This window comes from Thauera sp. SWB20 (assembly GCF_000831325.1).
Taxonomy (GTDB): Bacteria; Pseudomonadota; Gammaproteobacteria; order Burkholderiales; family Rhodocyclaceae; genus Thauera; species Thauera aminoaromatica.
Genome location: NZ_JTDM01000013.1, coordinates 34,038 through 57,691 on the forward strand (window position 1 = coordinate 34,038; position 23,654 = coordinate 57,691).

A 23,654-nucleotide genomic window follows, 5' to 3' on the forward strand; every position below is an offset into this window, starting at 1 on the left:
ACGCCCGAAATGTCCCGACAGCCCCTCGCCCGCATCCTGCTCCTCGCCCTGCCCGCCGTCCTGCTGCTCGCCTGTTCGTCGGAGCCGCCCGATACCCACCCGGACAAGCCGGTCACCCAGCGCCGCGACGCCTTCAAGGCCATGCTGCGCAGCACCGAGCCCATGAACACCATGCTCAAGGACCGGCGTTTCGACGCCGACCAGTTCGCCAGCCTCGCCGAGCAGCTCGCCGCGAAGCGGGACGCGCCGTGGAAGCACTTCGGCCCCGGCAGCAATTACCCCCCCACCAAGGCCCGCCCGGCCGTCTGGGAAAAGCCCGCCGAGTTCGAGCGCCGTCGCAGCGAGTTCATCACCGCCACCGACCGCCTCCTCGCCGCCGCTGCGGCGCGCTCGGAGGAACAGGCGCGCACCGCCCTCGCAGCCGTTCAGGACAGCTGCAAGGCCTGCCACAACGACTTCAGGCGCTGAGGCGGCAAGACTGCAGGCGCGATTGCGGAACCCGCGGTCCCACCGGGCGTCGTCGCATCTCCTGCGCCCGATCGCGACTCGCGTCGCTCCCACGGTGCGCTTCCGGAGACGCCGCGGTCTCGCGCAAGTGCGATTCCAGCGTACGAGATCCCGCCGGGCGTTCCCGAACCTCATGCGCTCCGATCGCGACTCGCGTCGCTTCCGTCCTTGGCCCTGCCGCCGACACTCAGCAAGCGGGTTGGTAGCGGCGGCCTTGCCAGCTTTCCCTCCGCGCCAGCTCTGCACTCAGCCGCGGGGCGAGCTCGGAGAGGCGGATGTTCCACTGCGGCGCCAGCTTCAACGCCGGGGGAACCTCGCTGCCCAGGCGCTGGAGCAGGATCGTGGGCGCAAGCCGCTCGACGAAGTCGGCCAGCAGCGCGATGTACTCGTCCTCGGCGAGCAAGGGTACGCTCGCGGGATCGCGCTCCCAGTCGCGTGCCATCGCGGTGCCCCTTACCAGCTGCAGCTGATGCAGCTTGAGCGCCGCCACCGGGAGCGCGGACAGGCGGCGCGCGGCTTCCAGCATGCCGGCGCGCGTCTCGCCGGGCAGGCCGAGGATCAGGTGGGCGGTCACCCCCAGGCCGCGCGCCGCGGCACGCCGGATCGCCTCCTCGCTGCAGGCGAAATCGTGGCCGCGGTTGATCCGGCGCAGGACTTCGTCGTCGCAGGACTCCACGCCGATCTCGAGCTCCACGATGTGCTCGCGCGCGAGCTCGGCCAGGTAGTCGAGTACTACGTCGGGCAGGCAGTCCGGCCGCGTGCCGATCGCGAGCCCGCAGATGCGCGGGTGCGCGAGCGCGGCCTCGTAGCTCTCGCGCAGGCGCGCGAACTCGCCGTAGGTGTTGCTGTAGGTCTGGAAGTAGGCGATGAAGCGCGCGGTGCCGGGATAGCGCCGGTCGAGGAAGCGCAGCCCGGCGTCGATCTGCTCGCCGATCGGGTCGCGGCGATCCAGGTAGCCGGGGGTGAAGCCGGCGTTGTTGCAGAAGGTGCAGCCGCCGCTGCCCAGGGTGCCGTCGCGGTTCGGGCAGGTGAAGCCGGCCGCCACCGAGACCTTCTGCACCCGCCCACCCCAGCGCCGCTTCACGTGGTCGTTCCAGGCGTTGTAGCGGCGCTCGCCGAAGGGCGAAACCGCGTGCGGCTCATCGACCGGATCCAGCACCGGAGAGTGAACGCAGGGAGAGACGAGTGCGGGAACCGGGTTCATGCGGGGAGCGAAAGTGGATGGACGGTGAAAGCGGCGCAGCCGGATGCCGCTGGCGAAGTTGCCGAGGCGCGAGTGTGCCGCCGATCGCCCGCGCAGCCCTTGACCGTGCGCAAACGCAGGCCGCTGGAGAAATCGCCCCGCGGAGCAGAATGGCTTGCGCGGAAGTGCCGCGCTTCGGAAGCCCTGCAGGAGCGGCAGCCCCGTTCATGCCATGCCGTGGTCGTCCTCGCCGATCAGCACGAGGCCGTCGGAGAGCCACTTGTGCGGCGGGATCTCGAGGTTGGTGGGGGCCGGCTGGCTGAGATAGACGCGGCCGGCGAGGTCGAAGATCGAGCCGTGGCAGGGGCACAGGAAGCCGCCGGGCCAGTCGGCGGTCATGCCCTCGGTGGTGCCGATGGCGAACTTCTCGGACGGCGAGCAGCCCAGGTGCGTGCAGATGCCGATCACAACGAGGTATTCCGGCTTGATCGAGCGCTGCCGGTTGGTGGCGTACTCGGGCTGCTGCGGTTCGCCCGAGACAGGGTCAGCGAGGCGGGCCTTATTGTGCTCGAGCGTGGCGAGCATCTCGGGCGTGCGGCGCAGGATCCACACCGGCTTGCCACGCCACTCCACGGTCACCATGTCGCCGACTGCAAGTTTGGAGACGTCGGCCTCGACCGGCGCGCCGGCGGCCCGGGCGGGCGGCGGAAAAAAGGGCGAAGCGGCCGGGGGGCACTCCATCGGAACTGCGCTGCCAGGGGCAAGACCGTCGAGGGGGGACGATCATGCAGCGATCACGACGCGGCCTGCTTCGCTCTGGGCTCTACAAAGCAATCGGCGTACCAGCTCCAGAAAAGGCCGGTCTGTCGGGCATAGTTGTCGTATTTGGGCGCCTTGATACTGCCAAAGGCTGCCGCCCCCTCGATGGTACTGCCACAGCTGACAGCAACCCGGCACCTCCGCGACCAAGTGCCGCGATCCGGTGCTGCTTCCCGCGCCCCCCCACTCAGCGCGCCGCCCCCCCACCCTCCTCATCCCCGCCGCGCATCGCCTGGCCCTCGAGCAGGCCGAGTGACTTCAGCCGCCGATACAGCGTGCGCTCGCTGATCCCCAGCCGGTGAGCCAGCTCGCGCCGACTGCCACGATGCGCGCGCACGGCGCGCAACATGGCCTGGCGCTGCACCTCCTCGAGATCCAGCGGATCGCGCACCGGGATCGCTGCGGCCAACGGACCTCCACTGGCAAATCGTGACTCGGCGCTCTCGCTCTCGGGATGCAGCACCTCCTCGGGCAGATGCTCGAGCCCGATCAGCTCGCCGTCGCACATCAGACTGGCACGCTCGAGCACGTTGCGCAGCTCACGCACGTTCCCCGGGAAGGCGTAGTTGCTCAGCACGCGCAGCGCGGCCGGACTCGGCGACAGCTTGCGCTTCGGCGCGACACGTTCGAGCAGGGAGTCGATCAGCAGCGGCAGGTCGCCCTCACGCTCGCGCAGCGGCGGTACGGTGATCGGGAAAGTGTTGATGCGGAAGTACAGGTCCTGACGGAAGCCGCCCTCCGCGATCATGCGCTTGAGCGGACGGTGGGTGGCCGAGACCAGGCGGATGTCGGCACGACGCAGCTCGGTGGAGCCGACGCGGCGGTAGGTGCCGGTCTCGAGCAGGCGCAGCAGCTTGACCTGCATGGCGAGCGGAATGTCGCCGACCTCGTCGAGGAAGAGGGTGCCGCCGCTGGCCGCCTCGACCAGCCCGGGCTTGCGCGCCGTGGCGCCGGTGAAGGCGCCGCGCTCGTGACCGAAGACCTCGCTCTCGAACAGGGTCTCGGGCAGGCCAGAGCAGTCCACCACCACGAAGGGCCCCTCGGCGCGCCGGCTCGCCTCGTGCACCGCGCTCGCGAGCAGCTCCTTGCCGGTGCCGGATTCGCCCTGCAGCAACACGCTCGCGTCCGAGGGCGCGACCCGCGCGATGAGCTCGAGCATGTGCTGGAAGGCCGGCGAACGTCCGATCAGGCCGCGATGGTCGGACACCCCGCGGGCGACGTGCAGCGGCTCCATCTTCTCGATGAACCAGGCGATCTCTCCGCCGGCGTCGCGCACCGGAGAGAGCTCGATGTCGACGTACTCCTCGCCGCGCGGCGTGTGGTGAAGGTGCAGCACGCGCTCGCGCTGGCCGGACTGCAGGCTGCGCGCGAGCGGGCAGGATTCGCCGGCACGGTCGCAGGGCACGCTGTAGTGGTGCGACACGTCGTAGCAGGTGCGCCCGATCACGCTGCGCGCCTCCGGCCACGAGCGCCGGTAGGCGGCGTTGGCGGCGAGGATGCGGTAGTCGCGATCGCACAGGATGTGCGGTTCGGGGAAGGTCTCGAGGAAGGAGACCAGCTCGGGCAGCGGGCGGGGGTCGGGCGGCATGTCCTGTCAGATCTGGCGGAAGGTCTGCCAGCAGTCTGCGTCCCCGGGAGCGGCGCCGTCAATCGCCTCCCCTTGAGCCGGGCCTGGGCAGCGCGAGCGGGCGGCGCGACTGCGGCAGGCGTGCTTCGGCAACGTGCGCCGCGTCAGCGGGAACCGCAGGCTGCGAGGCGCGATCCGGGCGCTGTGGCGGTACGGGCTGCGGTAGACTCGGCCCCCGACCGGCGTCCTGCACGCCGCTCCGTGACCGGAGGCCTGCGTCGCACGCCTCCCCCGCTCGATTCCACCGGAGACCCCGATGAGCCTGCTGGCCCAACTCAAGAAAGACTCCCTGCTCGCGCGCAAGGCTGCCGACAGCGTGCGCGCCACCCTGCTGTCCACCCTGATCGCCGAGGCCGAGATGGTCGGCAAGAACGCCGGCAACCGCGAGAGCACCGACGACGAGGTGCAGCAGACGATCCGCAAGTTCCTCAAGAACAACCAGGAAGCCGCGGCCGTGATCAGGGACAGCGGCCGCCTGGCCGTGCTCGAGCGCGAGTGCGCGGTGCTGACGGCCTACCTGCCGCCGATGGCCACCGAGGCCGAGGTGAAGGCCTTCATCGCCGACGCGGTCGCCAGCCTGGCCGAGCGCTCGCCCAAGCAGATGGGCGCGGTGATGGCTGCGCTGAAGGCCAAATACGGCAGCGGCTTCGACGCCAAGCAGGCGAACGCCTGGGTCAAGGAAGCCCTGGCCGCTTGAGGCCCGTCGGCAGGCCCGGCCGGCCGCTGCGGCTTCCATGCGGCGAGCCGGGCACCATGTAAGAAAGGCCGCCCGGCAATGCCGGGCGGCCTTTTCTGTTGCGTGGAGAAGCGACCGCCTCTCCGCGCGCTGCGATCACTTCTTGGTCGCGGCGCTCACGGCCTTGACGGTGGCTTCGGTCGCGGCGGCCATGTTGGCTTCGGCGACTTCGGCGGCTTGGCGGGCGGCCTTGCTGGCGTTGTCGTACAGGCTGTTGGCGGTGTTCATCGCCGAGCGGACGGCCTCGAACACGCCTTCCGAACCGGCGGGCGCCTGCTTGGCGGCCTGCTCGAGCATGTCGTGGAAGCGCTTGTTGAGGTCGGCGATCTGCTTCTCGAACAGGTTCGACACTTCCTGCTGACCCTCGGTGGCGATCTCCTGAACGCTACGGGCGTAGGCGACGGCCTTGTCGAGCATCGGCTTGGTCAGCTCGCCCTGGAGCTTCGCGAGCTGCTGCGGGTCCTTGGCTTCGGCCAGCTTGCGGGTGGTGGCGACGCTGTCCTCGAGCACCGAACGCACGGTGTTGAGGTTGAGTTCGGCCAGGCGCTCGGCACGGGCGATGGCGCTGTTGGCGAGCGACATCATGGCTTCGAGGTTGGCTTGGCCGACGGCGGCGAACTGCTCGGGGGTCTGGATCTTGGTCATGGCTGGCTTCCTTGGTGAGTTGCAGTGGAGTCGATGATGCGAAAGAAACTCGCGGTCCATGCGGCCTTGTTGCCCGAAACCATTCCGGCTTCGTTTTGCTGCACCGCACAATGGAGCCGATTATAGCGTTGGGAATTCCACCGTCAACACTTTTTTGTTGCACCGCAACATTCCGCTGTGCCACCCGTTAGCCAAGTGGTGGAAATCCCGCTCGCAATCGCATTCGCCGCGATCCTCCTGATGCTCTTCCATCGAGGTTTCAGGCGCATGAAAGAGGCAGCGCAGCGCCCTCGCCCGCCTGCTCACGCCGCCTTCTTCTTGCCCGGCGTCGCGGGATCCTCCGGGTCGATGCCCCAGTCGCCATAGGTGTACCAGTCGTCGCCGAGCAGCTCGATCGGGTGCTGGGTGCGTCCCGAGCCGTTGCCGCAGCCGAGCGCATCGACCGGACAATATTTGTCGCAACCCCAACAGATGCGCTCCGGGTTCTTCGGATGAAGGGGAAATTTCTTCGCCATGACCACACTCTCCAATACGCTGCCCGGGTTCCGGGCGCGCTCGACTGCCCGCGCGGGCACCCGGCAGGCGGCCGGGTGCGCCACCTCCCCGCTCAGGCCTTGCGCTCGCCCTTGAGCATCACCAGCAACATCTTGAACTGCGCGCGCGGCGCCACCGCGTGCGGCGCGCCGGCGGGGATCAGCAACGTTTCGCCCTCGCCGAGCCGATGGATGTCGGCGTCGACGCGCACTTCCGCTTCGCCCTCCACACCGATCAGCAGCGCATCGAAGGGCGCGGTGTGCTCGCTGAGGCCCTCTCCCTTGTCAAAGGCGAACAGCGTGACGCTGCCGGCGGCATTCTTCACCAGCATGCGGCTCACGATCGCCTGGTGCTGGAAGTCGAGCATCGACTTGAGCTTCTCGACGCGGGTTTCGCCGCCCGCGGCATTCGTGCGATCCGTCATTTCGGGTTCCTCCCTTCTGTCAGGCATTCCATTGCAATCCTACTCCTGCGCGCGGGTCGATCCGCCGGCGTCCGCTAAGCCCCGCGCTCGCCGGCGAAGAGCGCCGCCACCACGTCCGACTGGGTGATCATGCCGACCAGCCTGCCGTCCTCGTCGGCCACCGGCAGGTGATGCAGGCCGCCGTCCGAGAAGGCCCCCGCCAGGTCGGCGAGCGATTGCCCGGGGCGGGCGCTGTGCACGCGCCCGCTCATGATCTCGGCGACCACGCGGGCGGTGCGCATGCGCGGCACCGGCTGCGGCTCGGGGTTGTGGCGGTCGATGAAGAAGTCCGGCACCGATACGATGCCGACCAGCCGGCCGCCCTCCTCCACCACCGGCAAGGCCTTGATGCGGTGGTGCGCGAGCAGCGCCCAGGCCTCGCCCACCGGGGCCTGCGGACCCACGCTCACCACGTCGCGCGACATGATGTCGGCGCAGCGCAGCGCGCCCCAGGTGCGCCGGCGCGCGTTCATCTGCGCGCGCACCATGATCTCCTCGAGGTCGTCGCGATCGACGTCGAGCACCTCGCCGAAAGAGGCCAGCGCCGCGTCGAGGTCCTCCGCACGAAAGCCGACGCGCTTGCTCGGCAGCGGATCGGCCGTGCCGTGCGCCTGCGCACGCGCGGGCGCAAGGTGCGGATAGCGCCGTCCCACGAGGTTGTTGAACAGGAAGGCGACCACCAGCATTGCCAGCGTATTGACGAGCACGGGCATCAGCGCGAAGGCGTAGCCGAGTTCATGCACCATCGGACCACCCAGCACCGCCGTCAGCGCCACCGCTCCGCCCGGCGGATGCAGGCAGCGCAGCAGGAACATCGCCCCCACCGCGAGGCAGCCGGCGAGCGCGACGGCCGTCCCGGTCTCGCCCAGCCAGCGATAGCAGCCTACCCCGATCAGCGCCGACACCAGGTTGCCGACGAGGCTCGGCCAGGGCTGCGCGAGCGGACTCGCCGGGACACAGAACAGCAGCACCGCCGACGCCCCCATCGGGAGGATGAACCACGGTTCCTGCCCGCCCAGCGCGAGGAAGCCGATCCACTCGGTGCAACCCAACCCTACCGCCACCCCCAGCGTCCCCAGTGCCATCTCGCGCCGCCCCGCAGACAAGGCGGCAGGCAGGGAGAACAGTCGGGCGAGGGACATCGGCAGGCTCCAGCGGCGAGGCGCAACGAGGGGTGCCCACCGGTCGGTCAGGCAGGCGGCAGACTCCCGTCTGCACTGTCCGGCAAGCACGGCACCGTGCGGGTGGGCGCTCGCCCTTGCGGCATCGACCCGCATCCGCACGAGCCGGTCATTACATCAAAAAATGATATTTTAAACCGTATCCCGGATTCGGCGAGGACTCGCGGCATTACAAAATGTATGGGTGCGAGGGTGCGGGAGTCAGCGGGAACGGATGGGGGATGGGCGGCGGGTGCGCAACGGAGGGCGCGCGACCATTCGATCATCCACGACAAAAAGGCCCGGTACGCGGTCCGGGCCTTTCGTTTCGCCGAGAAATCGGCGCATTCGGTGGTGGGTGCTGACGGGGTCGAACCGCCGACATTCGCCTTGTAAGGGCGACGCTCTACCGACTGAGCTAAGCACCCGCGCTTTCCCCGGCGCGGATGCCGGAGCAGCAAAGTCCGCTAGTTTACAGAATCCTTGAGCCCTTTGCCAGCGCGGAATTTCGGCACCTTGGCCGCCTTGATCTTGATGTTCTTGCCGGTGCGCGGGTTGCGCCCGGTGCGCGCGGCGCGCTCGCCCACGTAGAAGGAGCCGAAGCCCACCAGGGTGACGGTTTCGTTCTGACGCAGGGCCTCGGTCACCGCGGCAACGGTCGCGTCCAGCGCGCGCGCCGCATCCGCCTTGGTCATGCCAGCCTTCTCCGCAATGCTTGCAACCAGTTCCTGTTTATTCACTTGACCCCCTCCGGTTTTGTACTGCAATGGGTGGAACCGTGGCCTTGGAATGGTCGGAATGCGCCACGGGTTGCGACATGACCTGCGGAACTCGCGATTTTATAGCGCGCGCGATTCAGCACTGTCAACGCGGCAGGAAGTGCCGCCGTGGGACATTCGACGAGACTTCCGGCGCGTGCGGTGCAGCATGGCCGAAGCCTGCATCTCCACCAGACCACCTACTGCGGCTCAGCCGCAGCGGGCAGGCGCTCTTGGATGAAGCGGTCGTACCCCTCCAACACCAGCTCGCGCGTCTTCATCACGTCGGCCTCGACCGCGCCCTTGAAGACGCCCAGGCCTTCGAGGATCTCGCGCGCCTCGCCGAAGCCGCTCTCGAAACCGCCACGGATCACGTCAATGAAGTCGCGCAGCACGGTCTCGGGGGCATCGTCCTGGCGCCGCGCGGCATAGACCTCGAAGAACGCGGTCGACATCGACACGATGCGCCCGGCGGTGGCTTCGGCCGAACGATCCTGGTCCATGGAGTTCTGGATGGCCTGCGGACCCAGCGTGGGTGCAAGCGCCTCGTTGATGCCCTCGATTGCCGAGCGCAACAACAGCGCTTGTGATTGATCTCCCGAGCGGATCGACACCTCTATCGAAGCCTGCAGGATGCCGATATGGAGATCCTTGCGCAGCTCGGACTCGGTGGTTGGCGCCTGACGCTGCAGGCGCGACGCCGCCGCACTGTTCTGGCGCGCGGCATCCGCCGCCTGGACGGACGCACCCGCGGGGACGGAGGCACTCGTCAGGACGGTATTCATGGCGGACTCCTTTGGCGTTGTTCTCTCACTTCCAGTCTAGACAGCGGCCCGGCATCGCGCTGCGCCAAGACCGCTCAAACGTCGCGAGTCCGCAGCCGCCCGGGATGATCATCGCCCCGACGGCGAGCGTGAGCGCGCGCGGATTCATGCCGGCACCCCCCGTCCGCACGGGCGCCGCAGCACCCGCAGGACCAGGATCGCCGCCAGCGCGACGACGAGGAAGAACAGCCATTTCGGCATGATGTCCCACCACCTGTCGAAGAGCTTGGTGTATCGGAAGAGCATGAAGAACACGATTCCCGTGTTGACCATGTCGTTCCACGCGCGGCGCGCGCCGAACCAGATCGCCAGGGCGCTGGTGACGAAGCCTGTGAGGCGCCGGTGCGGGGCTTGCACCGATCAGGATCGCCACCTGCACCGTCTCGGGAAAGAAGCCCCGGAACAGGTGGGAGAGGAAGAACACGCTCGCCAACATCGCGAGCGCACCGAGAAAGGACGCCACCCGCATGCCGAGCGAGACATGGCGGGCGCACTGCCTCGTCGGCCGGTCTCGATGACGTGAGCCAATCCGGCGCCACGCTGCCCGGCAAGGCGTGTGCGGACGACTCCGGTACCGGACTGCCTGCCGCGCTGCGCGACCGCGCCGCTTCAGGCGTGCAGCCGAGCAGCCCAGCGCGCGATGATCTCCGCCAGCGCCGGCAGCCCCTCGCGGATCGCCACCGGCCCCGGCGCCAGGATCAGCGCGGATTTCACCTCGTGCAGCTCGTCGTCGCGCACGGCCGGAACGTCCTCCCACCCCGCACGTGCAGCCACACGCTCGGGGCGGAAGCGCTTGCCGCACCACGAGCCCACCACGATATCCGGCGCCGCCCGCGCCGCCTCCAGCGGATCGGCGAGGATGCGCTGCGCCGCGCCCGGATGGCGCGCGCGCTCGGCAAAGATGTCCTCACCGCCGGCGATCCCGATCAGCTCCGACACCCAGCCCACCGCGCTGATCGGCGGCTCGTCCCACTCCTCGAAATACACCCGCGGCCGCCGCGGCAGCGCCGCCGCCCGCGCGCGTACCGCGTCCATCGTCGCCTCGAGCTCGGCCACCAGGGTCAGCGCACGCGCCTCCGCCCCAACCAGCCGGCCCACCGTCTCGACCATCGCCAGGATGCCGTCGACGCTGCGCTGGTTGAACACATGCACCGCCACCCCGGCCTTGATCAGGTCACGCGCCACGTCCGCCTGCATGTCGGAGAACCCCAGCACCAGGTCCGGCGCGACCGCGAGGATCTTCTCCAGGTCGCCGCTGGAGAAGGCGAACACCTTCGGCTTCTCCTTGCGCGCACGCGGCGGGATGACTGTGTAGCCGCTGATGCCGGCGATACGGTCCTCCTCGCCCAGGGCATAGAGGACTTCGACGGTCTCGGTGGTCAGGCAGACGATGCGGGAGGGGAGGCGGCGTGGGTTCATGGCGGGATTATCGCGCATCCCCTCGGGCACGCGTGCTCAGCCCCGGTCTGCTCCTCGCCCATTCGCCGCGCGTACGGCCTGCATGCTGGGAGCGACCCGCTTCGCGATCCCCACGTGCAGAAACCGGTGCGATCCGGAATCGTCAGCTTTGGCGACCGATTGCGAACGGCCTTTCGGCTACCTGGAGGACGCTCGACTTGAAACGGCGGCCTAGCTTCAGGCGTTATCTTTAACACTTCACTTGTTTTCTTTAAAACAGACCACTATCCTCGAAGTACCGATCACCACCAAGCGAGGAGCCCGCCATGAGCGCCATCGCCGAGCGCGAAGTGAACGCATCGGAAGACCGCGGTGCGCTGGCCAGGATGGTCATGACCCTGCTCGATCACTGGAATCTGAGCACCGAGGACCAGGCCGCGCTGCTCGGCATCGCCGCCAGCAACCGGGCGGCGCTGTCGAACTACCGCAGCGGCAAGCCGATCGGCACCAGCCGCGACCAGTACGACCGGGTGGGGCACCTGCTCGGCATCCACAAGAGTCTGCGCCTGCTCTTTCCGCACAACCGCGACCTGGCCTATCGCTGGATGAGCACCCGCAACAAGGCCTTCGACAACCTGAGCCCGGTCGAGGTGGTGAAGGAATGGGGCTTTGCCGGGCTGCTGATGGTGCGGGGCTACCTCGACCACGCTCGTGGCCTGTGAGCCGGGCGCACGATGAATTCGCCGTTCGCGCAGGTCTCGCTGGCCGACGTCCATCAGGACGTGGCGCGCAATATCGTGTCGCTGCGCCAGTCGCAGGACCTGTTCGACGACCTGACGGACGATCCGACCGGGTGGTTGCTGGCGCAGAAGGTGGAGGCGGAGGTTCGGCCGCCGTCGTACCGCTCGCACACGCCGATCATCGACCGCCCCTTCGAAGATGCGGCCTGGTTCAACGCCATCCTGTGGCCGTTCAAGCACTGGCAGGCAAGCCGGTTTTCCGACGGATCCTTCGGCGTGTGGTACGGCTCGGACTCGGTCGAGACCACGGTCTTCGAGTCGGCCTATCACTGGTACCGGGGCCTGCTGTGCGATGCCGGGTTCGAGCGCGAGACCGTGATCGCCGAGCGCAAGGTCTATCGGGTGGCCTGCAGCGCCGCCTTGCTGGACTTTCGCGAGGCCGCTGTCGACTACGCCGACCTGCTGCACCCGTCCGATTACAGCTTGCCGCAGTCGGTGGGCGCGCGGATTCACCGCGAGGGCCACCCGGGCCTGCTCATCCAGTCGGTCCGCCGACGCGGGGGCGAGAACGTGGCGATCTTCAACCCGGGCGTGCTTTCCAACCCGAGGCACCACTGCCAGCTCACCTACCGCCTCGAGGGCGCGCGGATCGTGGTGGAAAAGCACCCGGGGGAGACCTGGATCAGCGCGGCGGTCGCCGAATTGGGCTGATCGCGCAGCAGCCTCCGCTGCCCGGGGCACCGGCGCCCCCAAAAGCAAAACCCCCCGCCATCGCTGACGAGGGGTTTCTCCACCAGGACGGCCTCTCAGCCGTCCCGGCGCTCGAGCCGCTTACCGAATCAGACTTCCACCGTATCCGCGACCGAGCGGAATTCCTCGATCTGGTCGAAGTTCATGTAGCGGTAGATGTCGGCGGCCTTCTTGTTCACCACCTCCACCTGCGCCATGTACTCGGCAACGCTCGGGATCTTGCCCATCAGCGCGCACACCGCGGCCAGCTCGGCCGAACCCAGATAGACGCGGGTGTCGATGCCGAGGCGGTTGGGGAAGTTGCGCGTCGAGGTCGACATCGCGGTGCTGCCCTTGCGGATCTGCGCCTGGTTGCCCATGCACAGCGAGCAGCCCGGCATTTCCATGCGGGCGCCGGACTTGCCGAGCACGCCGTAGTAGCCTTCCTCGTTGAGGATCATCGCGTCCATCTTGGTGGGCGGGGCGATCCACAGGCGGGTCGGGATGTCGGACTTGCCGTCGAGCACCTTGCCGGCGGCGCGGAAGTGGCCGATGTTGGTCATGCACGAGCCGATGAAGACCTCGTCGATCTTGTCGCCGGCGACTTCGGACAGCAGCTTGACGTCGTCCGGGTCGTTCGGGCAGGCGACGATCGGCTCCTTGATGTCGGCGAGGTCGATCTCGATCACGGCGGCGTAGTCGGCGTCGGCGTCGCCCGACAGCAGCGTGCCGTTGGCGATCCAGTCCTCCATGGCCTTGATGCGGCGCTTGAGGGTGCGGGCGTCCTGGTAGCCGTTGGCGATCATCCACTTCATCAGCGTGATGTTCGAGTTCATGTACTCGACGATCGGCGCCTTGTTGAGGTGGACCGTGCAGCCGGCGGCGGAGCGCTCGGCCGAGGCGTCGGTGAGCTCGAAGGCCTGTTCGACCTTGAGATCCGGCAGGCCTTCGATCTCGAGGATGCGGCCGGAGAAGATGTTTTTCTTGCCCTTTTTCTCGACGGTCAGCAGGCCCTGGCGGATGGCGTACAGCGGGATGGCGTTGACCAGGTCGCGCAGGGTGACGCCCGGCTGCATCTTGCCCTTGAAGCGCACCAGCACCGATTCCGGCATGTCGAGCGGCATCACGCCGGTGGCCGCGGCGAAGGCGACCAGGCCCGAGCCGGCCGGGAAGGAGATGCCGATCGGGAAGCGGGTGTGGCTGTCGCCGCCGGTGCCGACGGTGTCGGGCAGCAGCAGGCGGTTGAGCCAGGAGTGGATCACGCCGTCGCCCGGGCGCAGCGCGACGCCGCCGCGGGTGCTGATGAAGCTCGGCAGCTCGCGGTGCATCTTGACGTCGACCAGCTTCGGATAGGCGGCGGTGTGGCAGAAGGACTGCATCACCAGGTCGGCGGAGAAGCCGAGGCAGGCGAGGTCCTTGAGCTCGTCGCGGGTCATCGGGCCGGTGGTGTCCTGGCTGCCGACGGTGGTCATCTTGGGTTCGCAGTAGGTACCCGGGCGGATGCCCTGGCCTTCCGGCATGCCGCAGGCGCGGCCGACCATCTTCTGCGCCAGGCTGAAGCCCTTGCCGGTATCGGCGGGGGCCTGCGGCAGGCGGAACAGCGTCGAGGGCGGCAGGCCGAGGGCCTCGCGCGCCTTGGTGGTGAGGCCGCGGCCGATGATCAGCGGAATGCGGCCACCGGCGCGCACTTCGTCGAGGATGACCAGGGTCTTGAGCTGCGATTCGGAGATCACGGCGCCGTTCTTGAGCGCGGTGACCTTGCCGGAAGCGTGGTCGACCTTGAGCTCGATCTCGTCGCCCATGTCCATCTGGCCGGCGTCGATCTCGATCGGCAGCGCGCCGGCATCTTCCATGGTGTTGAAGAAGATCGGGGCGATCTTGGAGCCGAGGCACACGCCGCCGAAACGCTTGTTCGGGACGAAGGGGATGTCCTCGCCGGTGAACCACAGCACCGAGTTGGTGGCGGACTTGCGCGAGGAACCGGTGCCGACCACGTCACCGACGTAGGCGACCAGGTTGCCCTTGGCACGCAGCTCTTCGAGGAACTTGACCGGGCCGCGCACGCCCGCTTCTTCCGGGGTGATGCCCGGACGCGGGTTCTTGAGCATGGCCAGCGCGTGCAGCGGGATGTCGGGGCGCGACCAGGCGTCGGGTGCGGGCGACAGGTCGTCGGTGTTGGTCTCGCCGGTGACCTTGAAGACGGTGAGCTTTTGCGAGGCGGGGACTTCCGGGCGGCTGGTGAACCACTCGGCGTCGGCCCACGACTGCATCACGGCTTTGGCGTTGGCGTTGCCCTTCTCGGCCAGCTCCTTGACGTCGTGGAAGTAGTCGAACATCAGCAGGGTCTTCTTGAGACCCTCGGCGGCGACCGCGCCCACTTCGGCGTCGGCCAGCAGATCGATCATCGGCTTGATGTTGAAGCCGCCCAGCATGGTGCCGAGCAGCTCGGTGGCCTTGGCGCGCGACACCAGGGCACAGGCTTCCTCGCCCTTGGCGACCCTGGCCAGGAACTCGGCCTTGACCTTGGCGGCGTCATCCACGCCGGCGGGGACGCGGTAGGTGAGCAGCTCGACGAGGAAGGCCTCCTCGCCGGCGGGGGGGTTCTTGAGCAACTCGACGAGTTCGGTGGCCTGCTGCTTGGAGAGCGGCAGCGGCGGGATGCCGAGGGCGGCACGTTCGGCGACATGGGCACGGTAGGCTTCAAGCACGGCGACTTCCTCACTATGTGACGGTGATCGGGACTCCGGACGGGTCGGCCCCACCGGAACGGGCGAGATTATATGTCTTTTATAAGACTTGCGGTGCAGTGCAACACCATGGCTCGTCGCCCGACATTCGAGCCGGAAGATTCTACGCCTTCGTCACGCTGCGGGGGATATCCCCGCGCGCGGCATGCGTTCGCTGACCGGCAGGGTCTTGCGGACGATCCCGCAGAGGGTGTGCCGTAGAGCGATGCAAGTCGCGATTGCAGCGTCTGCACCCCGCCGTCGCCCGTCGCCACCACGCCATCGCGACTCGCGTCGCTCCCACGGGAACGCACGACTTGCGCCTGCAGGAACTTCCCCGCCGCGCAGCGATCGTTTGTATTGGTCCCAACAGGAAAAGGAGATCCACGATGTCTGCCACCCCGTTCGATACGCTCCGCCCCCTGCCCGCGTCCGCCGCCCGCCTCTCCTATCACTCGCTGCCGGCGCTCGAAGAGGCCGGCGTGGGCCGCATCTCGCGGCTGCCGGTGTCGATCCGCATCGTGCTCGAGGCCGTGCTGCGCCACTGCGACGGCCACAAGGTGACCGCCGAGCACGTGCGCGAACTCGCCAACTGGGAGGCCGACGCGCCACGCACCGCCGAGATCCCCTTCGTGGTCGCGCGCGTGGTGCTGCAGGACTTCACCGGCGTGCCGCTGCTCGCCGACCTCGCCGCGATGCGCAGCGTGGCCGTGGCGCAGGGCCGCGAGGCCAAGCTCATCGAGCCGCTCGTGCCGGTCGATCTGGTGGTCGACCACTCGGTGCAGATCGACCACTACGGCACGCCCGACGCGCTGCGCCGCAACATGGAGATCGAGTTCGAGCGCAACCACGAGCGCTACCAGTTCATGAAGTGGGGCATGCAGGCCTTCGACAGCTTCCGCGTGGTGCCGCCGGGCATCGGCATCGTGCACCAGGTCAACCTCGAACACCTTTTCCGCGGCGTGCGCACGCGCGATGGCCTGTGCTTCCCCGACACCCTGGTGGGCACCGACTCGCACACCACCATGATCAACGGCATCGGCGTGGTGGGCTGGGGCGTGGGCGGCATCGAGGCCGAAGCGGCGATGCTCGGCCAGCCGGTGTACTTCCTCACCCCCGACGTGATCGGCGTGGAGCTGCGCGGCAGCCTGCCCGGCGGCACCACCGCCACCGACCTGGTCCTCGCCGTCACCGAGATGCTGCGGCGCGAGAAGGTGGTGGGCAAGTTCGTCGAGTTCTTCGGCGAGGGCACCGCCAGCCTGTCGGTCACCGATCGCGCCACCCTCGCCAACATGGCGCCGGAGTATGGCGCCACCATGGGCTTCTTCCCGGTGGACGCGAAGACCATCGACTACATGCGCGCCACCGGCCGCGAAGAGGCCGAATGCGCGCTGATGGAAGGCTACTTCCGCGCGCAAGGCCTGTTCGGCGTGCCGCGCGCGGGCGAGATCGACTACACGCGCAGCCTGATGCTGGACCTCGCCACGATCGAGCCCGCGCTCGCCGGCCCCAAGCGCCCGCAGGACCGCATCGCCCTGCCCGCCATGCGCCACGAGTTCGAGCGCCTGTTCTCCGCGCCAGTGTCCGAGAACGGCTTCGGCCGCGAGGCCGCCCGGCTCGACGACCGCTTCGCCACCGGACGAGAGGATGTGGACCTCGGCCACGGCGACGTGCTGATCGCCGCCATCACCTCGTGCACCAACACCAGCAACCCGGCGGTGATGATCGCCGCCGGCCTGCTCGCGCAGAAGGCGGCCGCGCGCGGGCTGCGCGTGAAGCCACACATCAAGACCTCGCTCGCGCCGGGCTCGCGGGTGGTCACCGACTACCTCGGCAAGGCCGGCCTGCTCGAGCCGCTCGCCACGCTCGGCTTCGCGCTCGCCGGCTACGGTTGCACCACCTGCATCGGCAACGCCGGCGATCTCGCCCCCGACTTCAACGCGGCGATCGTCGAGCACGACCTCGTGGTGGCCGCCGTGCTGTCGGGCAACCGCAATTTCGAGGCCCGCATCCACCCCAACATCCGCGCCAACTACCTCGCCTCGCCGCCGCTGGTGGTGGCCTTCGCGCTCTCCGGGCGGGTCAACATCGACCTCGACACCGAGCCGCTCGGCACCGGCAGCGACGGTCGGCCGGTGTATCTGCGCGAGCTCTGGCCGAGCTCGGACGAGATCGCCGCCGCACTACCCTTCGCCACCGATCCGGCCAGCTACCGCCGGCTCTACGCCGACTTCACGCGCGACCACGACCTGTGGAACGCGATCCCCGCGCCCACCGGCCAGACCTACGACTGGCCGCCCTCCACCTACATCGCCTGCCCGCCCTTCTTCGCGGGCTTCGGCATGACGCCCCCGCCGGCGAGCGACATTCACGACGCACGCGCACTGCTGCTGCTCGGCGACTCGGTGACCACCGACCACATCTCGCCCGCAGGTTCCTTCCGCGAGACCAGCCCGGCCGGGCGCTGGCTGCGTGGGCAGGGTGTGGAGAAGACGGACTTCAACTCCTACGGCTCGCGTCGCGGCAACCACGACGTGATGGTGCGCGGCACCTTCGCCAACGTGCGCGTGAAGAACCTGATGCTGCCGCCCAACCCCGACGGCAGCCGCGTCGAAGGCGGCTACACCCTGCTCGACGGCGAGCAGACCACGGTGTTCGAGGCGGCGAGCGCATGGATCGCGCGCGGCGTGCCGACCATCGTGTTCGCGGGCGAGGAATACGGCACCGGCTCGTCGCGCGACTGGGCTGCCAAGGGCACCGCGCTGCTCGGGGTGAAGGCGGTGGTGGCGAGGAGCTTCGAGCGCATCCACCGCTCCAACCTGGTCGGCATGGGCGTGCTGCCGCTGCAGTTCATCGGCGAGGACAGCTGGCAGGCGCTGGGGCTGGATGGGAGCGAGAAGTTCACGCTGGAAGGCATTGCCGCCGGTCTGGCGCCGCAGCGGACGCTCACGCTGCAGATCGAGCGCGCCGACGGCTCGAGGCAGTCCGTGCCCCTGCTGTGCCGTATCGACACCCCGATCGAGGTCGAGTACTACCGCCACGGCGGCATCCTGCCCTACGTGCTGCGCGCGATCCTCGGCGGAAGCTGAGCCGCGCGGCCGGATCGCAACCTGCGTCGTCGCAGCCCCCCCCGCAGCACGCTCCGGCCCCGCGTCCGCATCTCCCCTCGGCCCGCTATACTCGCCCCCCATGATCCCCTCCACCCCTTGCCCCTGCGGCTCCGGTCGCGCATTCGGGGCGTGCTGCGGGCCGGTGCTCGCGGGCGAACGCCCGGCGCCCACCGCCGAGGCGCTGATGCGCTCGCGCTACACGGCCTTCACCTTGCGCGACACCGCCTACCTGCTCGCGAGCTGGCATCCCTCCACCCGCCCGCAGGACTTGGCGCTCGACGAGCAGCCGCCGCCGAAATGGCTCGGCCTCGACGTGCGTGCCCACCGCCCGCTCGCCGACACCCGCGCGGAGGTCGAATTCCTCGCCCGTTGCCGCATCGGCGGCCGCGCCCGGCGCCTGCATGAGACCAGCCGCTTCGTGAAGGAGGACGGGCGCTGGTATTACGTCGACGGCGACCTCCACGACTGAGGCTCGCCCTCGTGCCAGCCGGCCTCGGCCCGGGATCACCGCCGGCGCCTGAGCGAACCGCCCGATCGCGACTTGCGTCGCTCCCACAAAGACCAAAACGCCCCGCAATCCGCGCGGCCACCCGGCCTGCTGTCGGCGCTGCGCGACATCGCAGGTCCGGCGCGCGCATAATTGCCCCATCGTCATCGCGCGCACCCAACGGAAGATCATGAACCTCGAAAAAGTCATCTTCGGTTTCTTCATCGTGCTGGCGGCCACGCTCAACTTCGGCTTCTTCGTCGGCGACATCGACAATCCGGTCCACCACGACGTCTACGAGCTCTTCGCCGCGCTGGTGGTCAGCCTGATCGCCACCGTGCTCAAGTTCGGCGACCGCACCCAGATCGGCGCGGTGCATCTGTCCACCAGCCTGGTGGCCGACCTGCAGCTGGTCGCCGCCGCGATGGTGTGGGGCTACTCGGCGCACGTCGCGGGCGCGGGGATGACGCCGGAGATGACCGCGCGCGTGGTCTCGCTCTCGGGCGGCGCGCTCTTCGCCAACGTGGTGTCGGTGATCATCCTGATCGCCGAGACCATCATGCAGCGCCGCTGAACGCCACCTCGCCGAGACCCGCGCCGTGCAGCAGGCCCTCGCCCGCCACCACAGCATCTTCCTGCTGATCCTGCGTCGCCTGCGCGCACCGCTGATCCTGCTGATCGTGCTGTTCGCGATCGCGGTGCTCGGCCTCACCCTGGTGCCCGGCCCGGTCGTCGACGGCGAGACGAGCTATCTCAGCTTCTTCCACGCCTTCTACTTCATCAGCTACACCGCGACCACGATCGGTTTCGGCGAGATTCCCTACACCTTCTCCGACCAGCAGCGGCTGTGGGTGATCGTCAGCATCTACCTGTCGGTGATCGGCTGGGCCTATACGCTGGGCTCGGTGTTCAGCCTGCTCGCCGACCGCAGCCTGCGCCAGGCGATCGCGATGCAGGGTTTCGTGCGCGCGGTGCGGCGGCTGCGCGAGCCCTTCTACCTGGTGTGCGGCTACGGCGAGACCGGCCGTCTGATCTGCGACGCGCTCGACCGCATGGGCCTGCGCGTCGTGGTGATCGAGGTCGACGAGACCAAGCTCGGCGAGCTCGATCTGCACAGCTATTCGGCCGACGTGCCCGCGCTGTGCGCGGACGCCGCAAACCCCGAGACGCTCCAGTTCGGCGGCCTCACCCACGCGAGCTGCATCGGCGTCATCGCGCTCACCAACGACGACGCCACCAACCTGGCGATCGCGATCGCCGCGCGCCTGCTGGCGCCGAAGGTGCCCGCACTGTGCCGCGCCGAGCACACCGCGACCTCGGCCAACATGACCTCCTTCGGCACCCGCCACATCCTCAACCCCTTCGAGCGCTTCAGCGAAACGCTCGCACTCTCGCTGCACGCGCCCAAGGCCTCGCAGCTCTTCGACTGGCTCACCGGCCTGCCCGGCAGCCACGTCGAGCAGCGCCGCGATCCGCCGCGCGGCAACTGGATCGTCTGCGGCCACGGGCGCTTCGGTCGCCTGCTGGTCGATGCGATGGACTCCGAGGCAGTGCCGGTGACCATCATCGACATCGACCCCAAGCCCGACGGCATCCACCGCTGGGTGCAGGGCGACGGCACCGGTGCCGCATCCCTGCTCGAGGCCGGCGTGCGCGAGGCGACCGGGATCGTGTGCGGCACCAGCTCGGACGTGGACAACCTTTCGATCGCGGTGACGGCGCGCGAGCTCAACCAGGAGCTCTTCGTGATCCTGCGCCAGAACCACGAATCCAACCGCGCGCTCTTCGAGGCCTTCGAATCCGACATCACCGTGGTCCCGAGCCGGGTGATCGCGCACGAATGCATCGCGATCCTGAGCACACCGCTGCTCGCGCCCTTCCTGGCCGAAATCCGCCGCCGTGACGAGGAGTGGTGCGGCGCACTGCTGCATCGCCTGACCCGCCACCTCGGCTGGAAGGTTCCGCGGATCCGCAGCCAGCGCGTCAACCTGTCGAGCGCGCCGGCGCTGTATCGCCGCCTGATGCGCGGCGAGACGATCACGCTCGAACGCCTGCTGCGCTCGCCCGCCGACCGCTCGATGGCGCTCGACTGCGCGGTGCTCTACCTCGAGCGCGACGACGACGACCACCGGATGACGCCCGCCGCCGACGAGAAGCTCCGCCCCGGCGACGAATTGCTCTTCGCCGGCACCCGCCGCGCGCTCGAGGATGTCGCCCTGATCTTCGCCAACGAGCACACCCTCGAATACATCCTCACCGGCCGCGACCTGCCCGGCGGACGGGTCTGGGAAATGCTCGCGCAGCGCAAGCACGGGAAACGCTCGCCGCAGCTGCCCTGAGCCGCTCCCCACGTTGCCGGGGCACGGCCCCGCCGCTCGAGCGCCGATCGCGACGTGCGCCGCGTCTGCGAGACCTGCTAGCCCGCGCCTTCCTCCACGAGTTCCACCGCCTCGCCGGCGAACGACACCCGCTGTCCCGGCCGCAGCTTGGCGCGCTTGCGCGACTCGGGCTTGCCGTCGACCTTCACCAGGCCGTTTTCCACCGCGGCATGCGCCGCACCGCCCGACTCGACCAGACCGGCGGCCTTGAGCAACTGGTCGAGCTGAATGTATTCACCGCGCACTTCGAACCGTATCGCCATCGCGATCCCTCCTGCCCGCCACGGCTGCGCGCGCGGGCCTCGTGTCAAAATGGCGGCATTGTCTCCCGCACGCCCGCCCATGACCAGCACGCCCACCGCCCGCGATCCGGCAAGCGACGCCGCCCCGGCCAGCGCCTCGGCGCCCGCCCACCGTTCTCCGTCCGACGCCGCAGCGCTCACCGCCCATCCGCCGTCGAGCGCCCGCTCGCGCGCGGACGACCTCCTCGAGCGCACCGACCACGTGATCGCCGCGGCGCTCGCCAGCGGCGCACTGCAGCCGATCCGTACCGAGCTCGACTGGCTGGAGCAGGACGGCCTTCGCTTCTCGGTGCGTTGGGTATCGTCCCTCGCGCTCAAGGATCGGGCGCGGGTCGACACGGTCACCGCCCGACGGCCCGACTTCAACCCCTTCCTGCCGCCCGAGCCTGCGCTCACGGTGGCGGCCCTCGGCGCGGATCACCTCGTGGTGCTGAACAAGTTCCCGGTGATCGATCGTCACCTGCTCATCGTGACCCGCCGTTTCGAAGACCAGAGCACGCCGCTCGGCGGCGCGGACTTCGCCGCGCTCGCCGCGGTAGTGGGCGCGCACGGCGGGCTGGGCTTCTACAACGGCGGCCGCATCGCGGGGGCGAGCCAGGCGCACAAGCACCTGCAGTGGGTGCCCGCGCAGGCCTCGGCGCTGGAAGACTTCCTGCCTCCGCTGCATCCCGGGGCGGCAGCGGAGAACCTCGCCCTGCCCTGGGCGCACGCGGCGGTGGGGATGGACGAATCCGCCTGGTCGCACCCGGACGACGCCGGATCGGTCCTTCTGGCCGCCTACCGCCTGGCCTGCGAGCGGCTGGAGCTTCCCTGCGACGCCGATCCGATGCCGCCCTACAACCTGCTGGTCAGCCGTGGCGCGCTGCTGCTGGTGCCCCGCACACGCGAGAAATGGGACGACGTGTCGCTGAATTCGCTCGCCTGGGCCGGCTCGCTGTTCGTGCGCGACCGCGCCCAGATCGACGGCTTGCGCCGACATGGCCCGCTCGAGGTGCTCGCCGCGGTGGGCCGGCCGCGCGGCGGATAGGCTGGCGAGACGTATCCGGCGATCAGGCCGCGCGCGGCAGCGGACTCTGCGGCAGCGGCGGCAGGCCGATGGTGGCGCGGAGCTCGTCGCACTTCGGGTTGGGCGTACCGTCCTCGAAATAGACGGGAAATTCACGACAGGGGGTGGGCCGGTTCTCGTAGATCGAACGCGCGACCTGCCGGCCCACCTCGCCGGAGAGCGCGCTGCAGCGTCGCGGCACCTGGTTGCTGCCCTTCATGCAGCGCAAGGTGTGGTTGAGTTTCTCGGTCATCTCCGCCGGCACGAAACCGCCCGGCGCGTCGTCCGCCTCGGCCCAGTAGAAGGAGATCCGAAAGTGCGTGCAGCAGATGCCGCAGTCGAGGCAGGGGTTGAACTCGTCCATGAACGGAGCGCCGAAAGGACCGGCCGAGGGCCGTGGGGCGCGCATTCTAGCGCCGCCGGGAGGCGCCGGAAAGTGGTGCAAAGCGCTTTGTTTTCAGTAACCTGAAATCATTTTGAGAAATATTTTCCGGAGCGGGAAACCCGCTCGCATCGGATCGCGCCCGCAGCGCGTCCCCGGGCGCGGCGGTTCCTTGTGGGAGCGACGCAAGTCGCGACTACGGCTTATCCACGCTCGCCAACGCTCGTCCGCTGTTCCGGCGCCCGCTCGCGACTCGCGCCGCTCCGGCGGCGCATCCCCGGGCGCGACGGTCCTGTGCGCGCCGGCACGCCCGGGATGCTCAGTTTTCGGCTTCGCCGGATTCGGGCTCGGGCTCGGGCTCGGCGCCGTTGGCGCCGCAGCATTTCTTGTATTTCTTGCCGCTGCCGCACGGGCACGGATCGTTGCGGCCGGGGCCGGCGCTGGCGGGCTTGCGCGGAGCCTCGGTGGACAGCGGCTCGGCGGCCGGCAGACCCAGATCGCGCCAGTGGGCGAAGATGTCGTTGACCGCCTCGCCCACGTCGGCGAGCCAGCCCAGGCGGGTCTCGTCGTCGGCCTTCGCGGCGTCCTCCTCGCCCCAGGGCGCGAGCACCTCGTCGAGGGTCTCGCGCACGGCCTCGACCGCCTCGGCGTCCAGCCCCTCCTCCCAGCCCTCGGGCCACAGGTCCAGGCCCTGAGCGAAACCGTCGATCCAGGCTTCGCCGAGCTTGAGCCCATCGCCCTCGGCGACCGCGAAGCAGAACGGCTCCCAGCACGCCTCGTCCTCGTCGTCCAGGCCGAGCGTGGCGAGCAGCTCGTTGTGATACGCCTTCACCAGCCGGATCGCGCGCTGCAGGCCGCTGCCCGAGCCGAAGCCGACCTCGTCGCCGTGCGCCGACCACACGCCGGGCATCCAGCGCTCGGCCGGGATTGGCCGCGGCGAGATCATCACGCCGGCGAGGTAGCCGTCGAGCATCTCGAGGTCCATGCAGTCCTCGGGCACGATGTCCGAGGTGAGGATCTCTTCCAGCGCCTCGAAATCCTCGTCGCTCATCGTGCGCAGCGCGGACGCGTCCGCGCCCCTTTGTTCCATACCGTTCATGG

The 23,654-nt window shown here is 69.0% G+C and carries 24 protein-coding genes and 1 tRNA gene; 9 read left to right on the plus strand and 16 right to left on the minus strand.

Annotated elements, in window-relative coordinates; genetic code table 11:
• Window positions 1–9 precede the first annotated feature (9 nt).
• Complete coding sequence (locus PO78_RS04115; protein ID WP_004301224.1) at window positions 10–468, plus strand: c-type cytochrome; 459 nt, start codon at window positions 10–12, stop codon at window positions 466–468.
• Window positions 469–694: 226 nt separating this feature from the next.
• Here PO78_RS04115 and PO78_RS04120 read toward each other — a convergent pair whose 3' ends face one another.
• The 3 genes from PO78_RS04120 to PO78_RS04130 all read right to left on the minus strand — a co-directional run bounded on the left by PO78_RS04120 (window position 695) and on the right by PO78_RS04130 (window position 4,097).
• Window positions 695–1,711, minus strand: a complete 1,017-nt coding sequence (locus PO78_RS04120; RefSeq protein WP_012585314.1) for a TIGR01212 family radical SAM protein — start codon at window positions 1,709–1,711, stop codon at window positions 695–697.
• A 204-nt stretch (window positions 1,712–1,915) separates the two neighbouring features.
• The gene (gene petA / locus PO78_RS04125; RefSeq protein ID WP_004301228.1) at window positions 1,916–2,431 is read right to left on the minus strand and encodes a ubiquinol-cytochrome c reductase iron-sulfur subunit; all 516 of its coding nucleotides are present in this window, start codon (window positions 2,429–2,431) and stop codon (window positions 1,916–1,918) included.
• A gap of 265 nt (window positions 2,432–2,696) precedes the next feature.
• The gene (locus PO78_RS04130) at window positions 2,697–4,097 is read right to left on the minus strand and encodes a sigma-54 interaction domain-containing protein (RefSeq protein WP_043742226.1); all 1,401 of its coding nucleotides are present in this window, start codon (window positions 4,095–4,097) and stop codon (window positions 2,697–2,699) included.
• A gap of 295 nt (window positions 4,098–4,392) precedes the next feature.
• On the opposite strand from PO78_RS04130, the gene PO78_RS04135 reads away from it, so the two are divergent.
• Window positions 4,393–4,833, plus strand: coding sequence for a GatB/YqeY domain-containing protein (locus PO78_RS04135; RefSeq protein WP_004301232.1), 441 nt, complete (start codon window positions 4,393–4,395; stop codon window positions 4,831–4,833).
• 135 nt (window positions 4,834–4,968) lie between these two features.
• Here the strand turns inward: PO78_RS04135 and PO78_RS04140 are convergent, their stop codons facing one another.
• The 9 genes from PO78_RS04140 to PO78_RS04180 form a co-directional block, all read right to left on the minus strand.
• Window positions 4,969–5,517 (minus strand): phasin family protein, encoded by a 549-nt coding sequence (locus PO78_RS04140; RefSeq protein ID WP_004301234.1) that lies wholly within the window; start codon window positions 5,515–5,517, stop codon window positions 4,969–4,971.
• Between the two features lie 302 nt (window positions 5,518–5,819).
• Window positions 5,820–6,032 carry a DUF3079 domain-containing protein gene (locus PO78_RS04145; protein WP_004301235.1) on the minus strand — a complete coding sequence of 71 codons (213 nt, stop codon included), beginning with the start codon at window positions 6,030–6,032 and terminating at the stop codon, window positions 5,820–5,822.
• A gap of 92 nt (window positions 6,033–6,124) precedes the next feature.
• A complete protein-coding gene (locus tag PO78_RS04150) occupies window positions 6,125–6,475 on the minus strand; it encodes a cupin domain-containing protein (protein ID WP_043742228.1) in 351 nt (116 codons plus the stop codon).
• 74 nt (window positions 6,476–6,549) lie between these two features.
• Window positions 6,550–7,656: an HPP family protein gene (locus tag PO78_RS04155; RefSeq protein ID WP_043742231.1), complete on the minus strand. Its 1,107-nt coding sequence runs from the start codon at window positions 7,654–7,656 to the stop codon at window positions 6,550–6,552.
• Window positions 7,657–8,026: 370 nt separating this feature from the next.
• A tRNA-Val gene (locus tag PO78_RS04160) sits at window positions 8,027–8,102 on the minus strand.
• 39 nt (window positions 8,103–8,141) lie between these two features.
• On the minus strand, window positions 8,142–8,414 hold the full coding sequence (locus PO78_RS04165; protein ID WP_004361487.1) for an HU family DNA-binding protein: 273 nt from the start codon (window positions 8,412–8,414) through the stop codon (window positions 8,142–8,144).
• Window positions 8,415–8,632: 218 nt separating this feature from the next.
• On the minus strand, window positions 8,633–9,217 hold the full coding sequence (locus PO78_RS04170; protein ID WP_043742235.1) for a DUF5610 domain-containing protein: 585 nt from the start codon (window positions 9,215–9,217) through the stop codon (window positions 8,633–8,635).
• Between the two features lie 144 nt (window positions 9,218–9,361).
• Window positions 9,362–9,613, minus strand: a complete 252-nt coding sequence (locus PO78_RS04175; RefSeq protein WP_043742238.1) for a hypothetical protein — start codon at window positions 9,611–9,613, stop codon at window positions 9,362–9,364.
• Between the two features lie 252 nt (window positions 9,614–9,865).
• Entirely contained in the window at window positions 9,866–10,675 is an 810-nt protein-coding gene (locus PO78_RS04180; protein WP_043742460.1) for an ABC transporter substrate-binding protein, read from the minus strand.
• 305 nt (window positions 10,676–10,980) lie between these two features.
• Here PO78_RS04180 and PO78_RS04185 point away from each other — a divergent pair, with 305 nt between their 5' ends.
• Together PO78_RS04185 and PO78_RS04190 are read left to right on the plus strand one after the other, a co-directional pair.
• Window positions 10,981–11,376 (plus strand): MbcA/ParS/Xre antitoxin family protein, encoded by a 396-nt coding sequence (locus tag PO78_RS04185; protein WP_004301248.1) that lies wholly within the window; start codon window positions 10,981–10,983, stop codon window positions 11,374–11,376.
• 12 nt (window positions 11,377–11,388) lie between these two features.
• Complete coding sequence (locus PO78_RS04190) at window positions 11,389–12,105, plus strand: RES family NAD+ phosphorylase (RefSeq protein WP_043742240.1); 717 nt, start codon at window positions 11,389–11,391, stop codon at window positions 12,103–12,105.
• Window positions 12,106–12,233: 128 nt separating this feature from the next.
• Here PO78_RS04190 and acnB read toward each other — a convergent pair whose 3' ends face one another.
• Entirely contained in the window at window positions 12,234–14,831 is a 2,598-nt protein-coding gene (gene acnB / locus PO78_RS04195) for a bifunctional aconitate hydratase 2/2-methylisocitrate dehydratase (protein ID WP_004301251.1), read from the minus strand.
• Between the two features lie 407 nt (window positions 14,832–15,238).
• On the opposite strand from acnB, the gene acnA reads away from it, so the two are divergent.
• The 4 genes from acnA (at window position 15,239) to PO78_RS04215 (ending at window position 20,785) form a co-directional block, all read left to right on the plus strand.
• Window positions 15,239–17,938, plus strand: coding sequence for an aconitate hydratase AcnA (gene acnA / locus PO78_RS04200; RefSeq protein WP_012585310.1), 2,700 nt, complete (start codon window positions 15,239–15,241; stop codon window positions 17,936–17,938).
• Between the two features lie 100 nt (window positions 17,939–18,038).
• Window positions 18,039–18,428: a YchJ family protein gene (locus PO78_RS04205; RefSeq protein ID WP_012585309.1), complete on the plus strand. Its 390-nt coding sequence runs from the start codon at window positions 18,039–18,041 to the stop codon at window positions 18,426–18,428.
• 208 nt (window positions 18,429–18,636) lie between these two features.
• On the plus strand, window positions 18,637–19,020 hold the full coding sequence (locus PO78_RS04210; protein WP_004301257.1) for a DUF6394 family protein: 384 nt from the start codon (window positions 18,637–18,639) through the stop codon (window positions 19,018–19,020).
• Between the two features lie 25 nt (window positions 19,021–19,045).
• Window positions 19,046–20,785 (plus strand): potassium channel family protein, encoded by a 1,740-nt coding sequence (locus PO78_RS04215; protein WP_043742243.1) that lies wholly within the window; start codon window positions 19,046–19,048, stop codon window positions 20,783–20,785.
• Between the two features lie 77 nt (window positions 20,786–20,862).
• Here the strand turns inward: PO78_RS04215 and PO78_RS04220 are convergent, their stop codons facing one another.
• The gene (locus PO78_RS04220; RefSeq protein WP_004301260.1) at window positions 20,863–21,087 is read right to left on the minus strand and encodes an RNA-binding S4 domain-containing protein; all 225 of its coding nucleotides are present in this window, start codon (window positions 21,085–21,087) and stop codon (window positions 20,863–20,865) included.
• A gap of 79 nt (window positions 21,088–21,166) precedes the next feature.
• Between PO78_RS04220 and PO78_RS04225 the strand changes: the two genes are divergently transcribed.
• On the plus strand, window positions 21,167–22,153 hold the full coding sequence (locus PO78_RS04225) for an ATP adenylyltransferase family protein (RefSeq protein ID WP_004301262.1): 987 nt from the start codon (window positions 21,167–21,169) through the stop codon (window positions 22,151–22,153).
• A 22-nt stretch (window positions 22,154–22,175) separates the two neighbouring features.
• On the opposite strand, the gene PO78_RS04230 is transcribed toward PO78_RS04225, so the two are convergent.
• Both PO78_RS04230 and PO78_RS04235 read right to left on the minus strand, forming a co-directional pair.
• Window positions 22,176–22,535 carry a YkgJ family cysteine cluster protein gene (locus PO78_RS04230; protein ID WP_004301263.1) on the minus strand — a complete coding sequence of 120 codons (360 nt, stop codon included), beginning with the start codon at window positions 22,533–22,535 and terminating at the stop codon, window positions 22,176–22,178.
• Window positions 22,536–22,872: 337 nt separating this feature from the next.
• Window positions 22,873–23,643 carry a YecA/YgfB family protein gene (locus PO78_RS04235; RefSeq protein WP_041589837.1) on the minus strand — a complete coding sequence of 257 codons (771 nt, stop codon included), beginning with the start codon at window positions 23,641–23,643 and terminating at the stop codon, window positions 22,873–22,875.
• Window positions 23,644–23,654 lie beyond the last annotated feature (11 nt).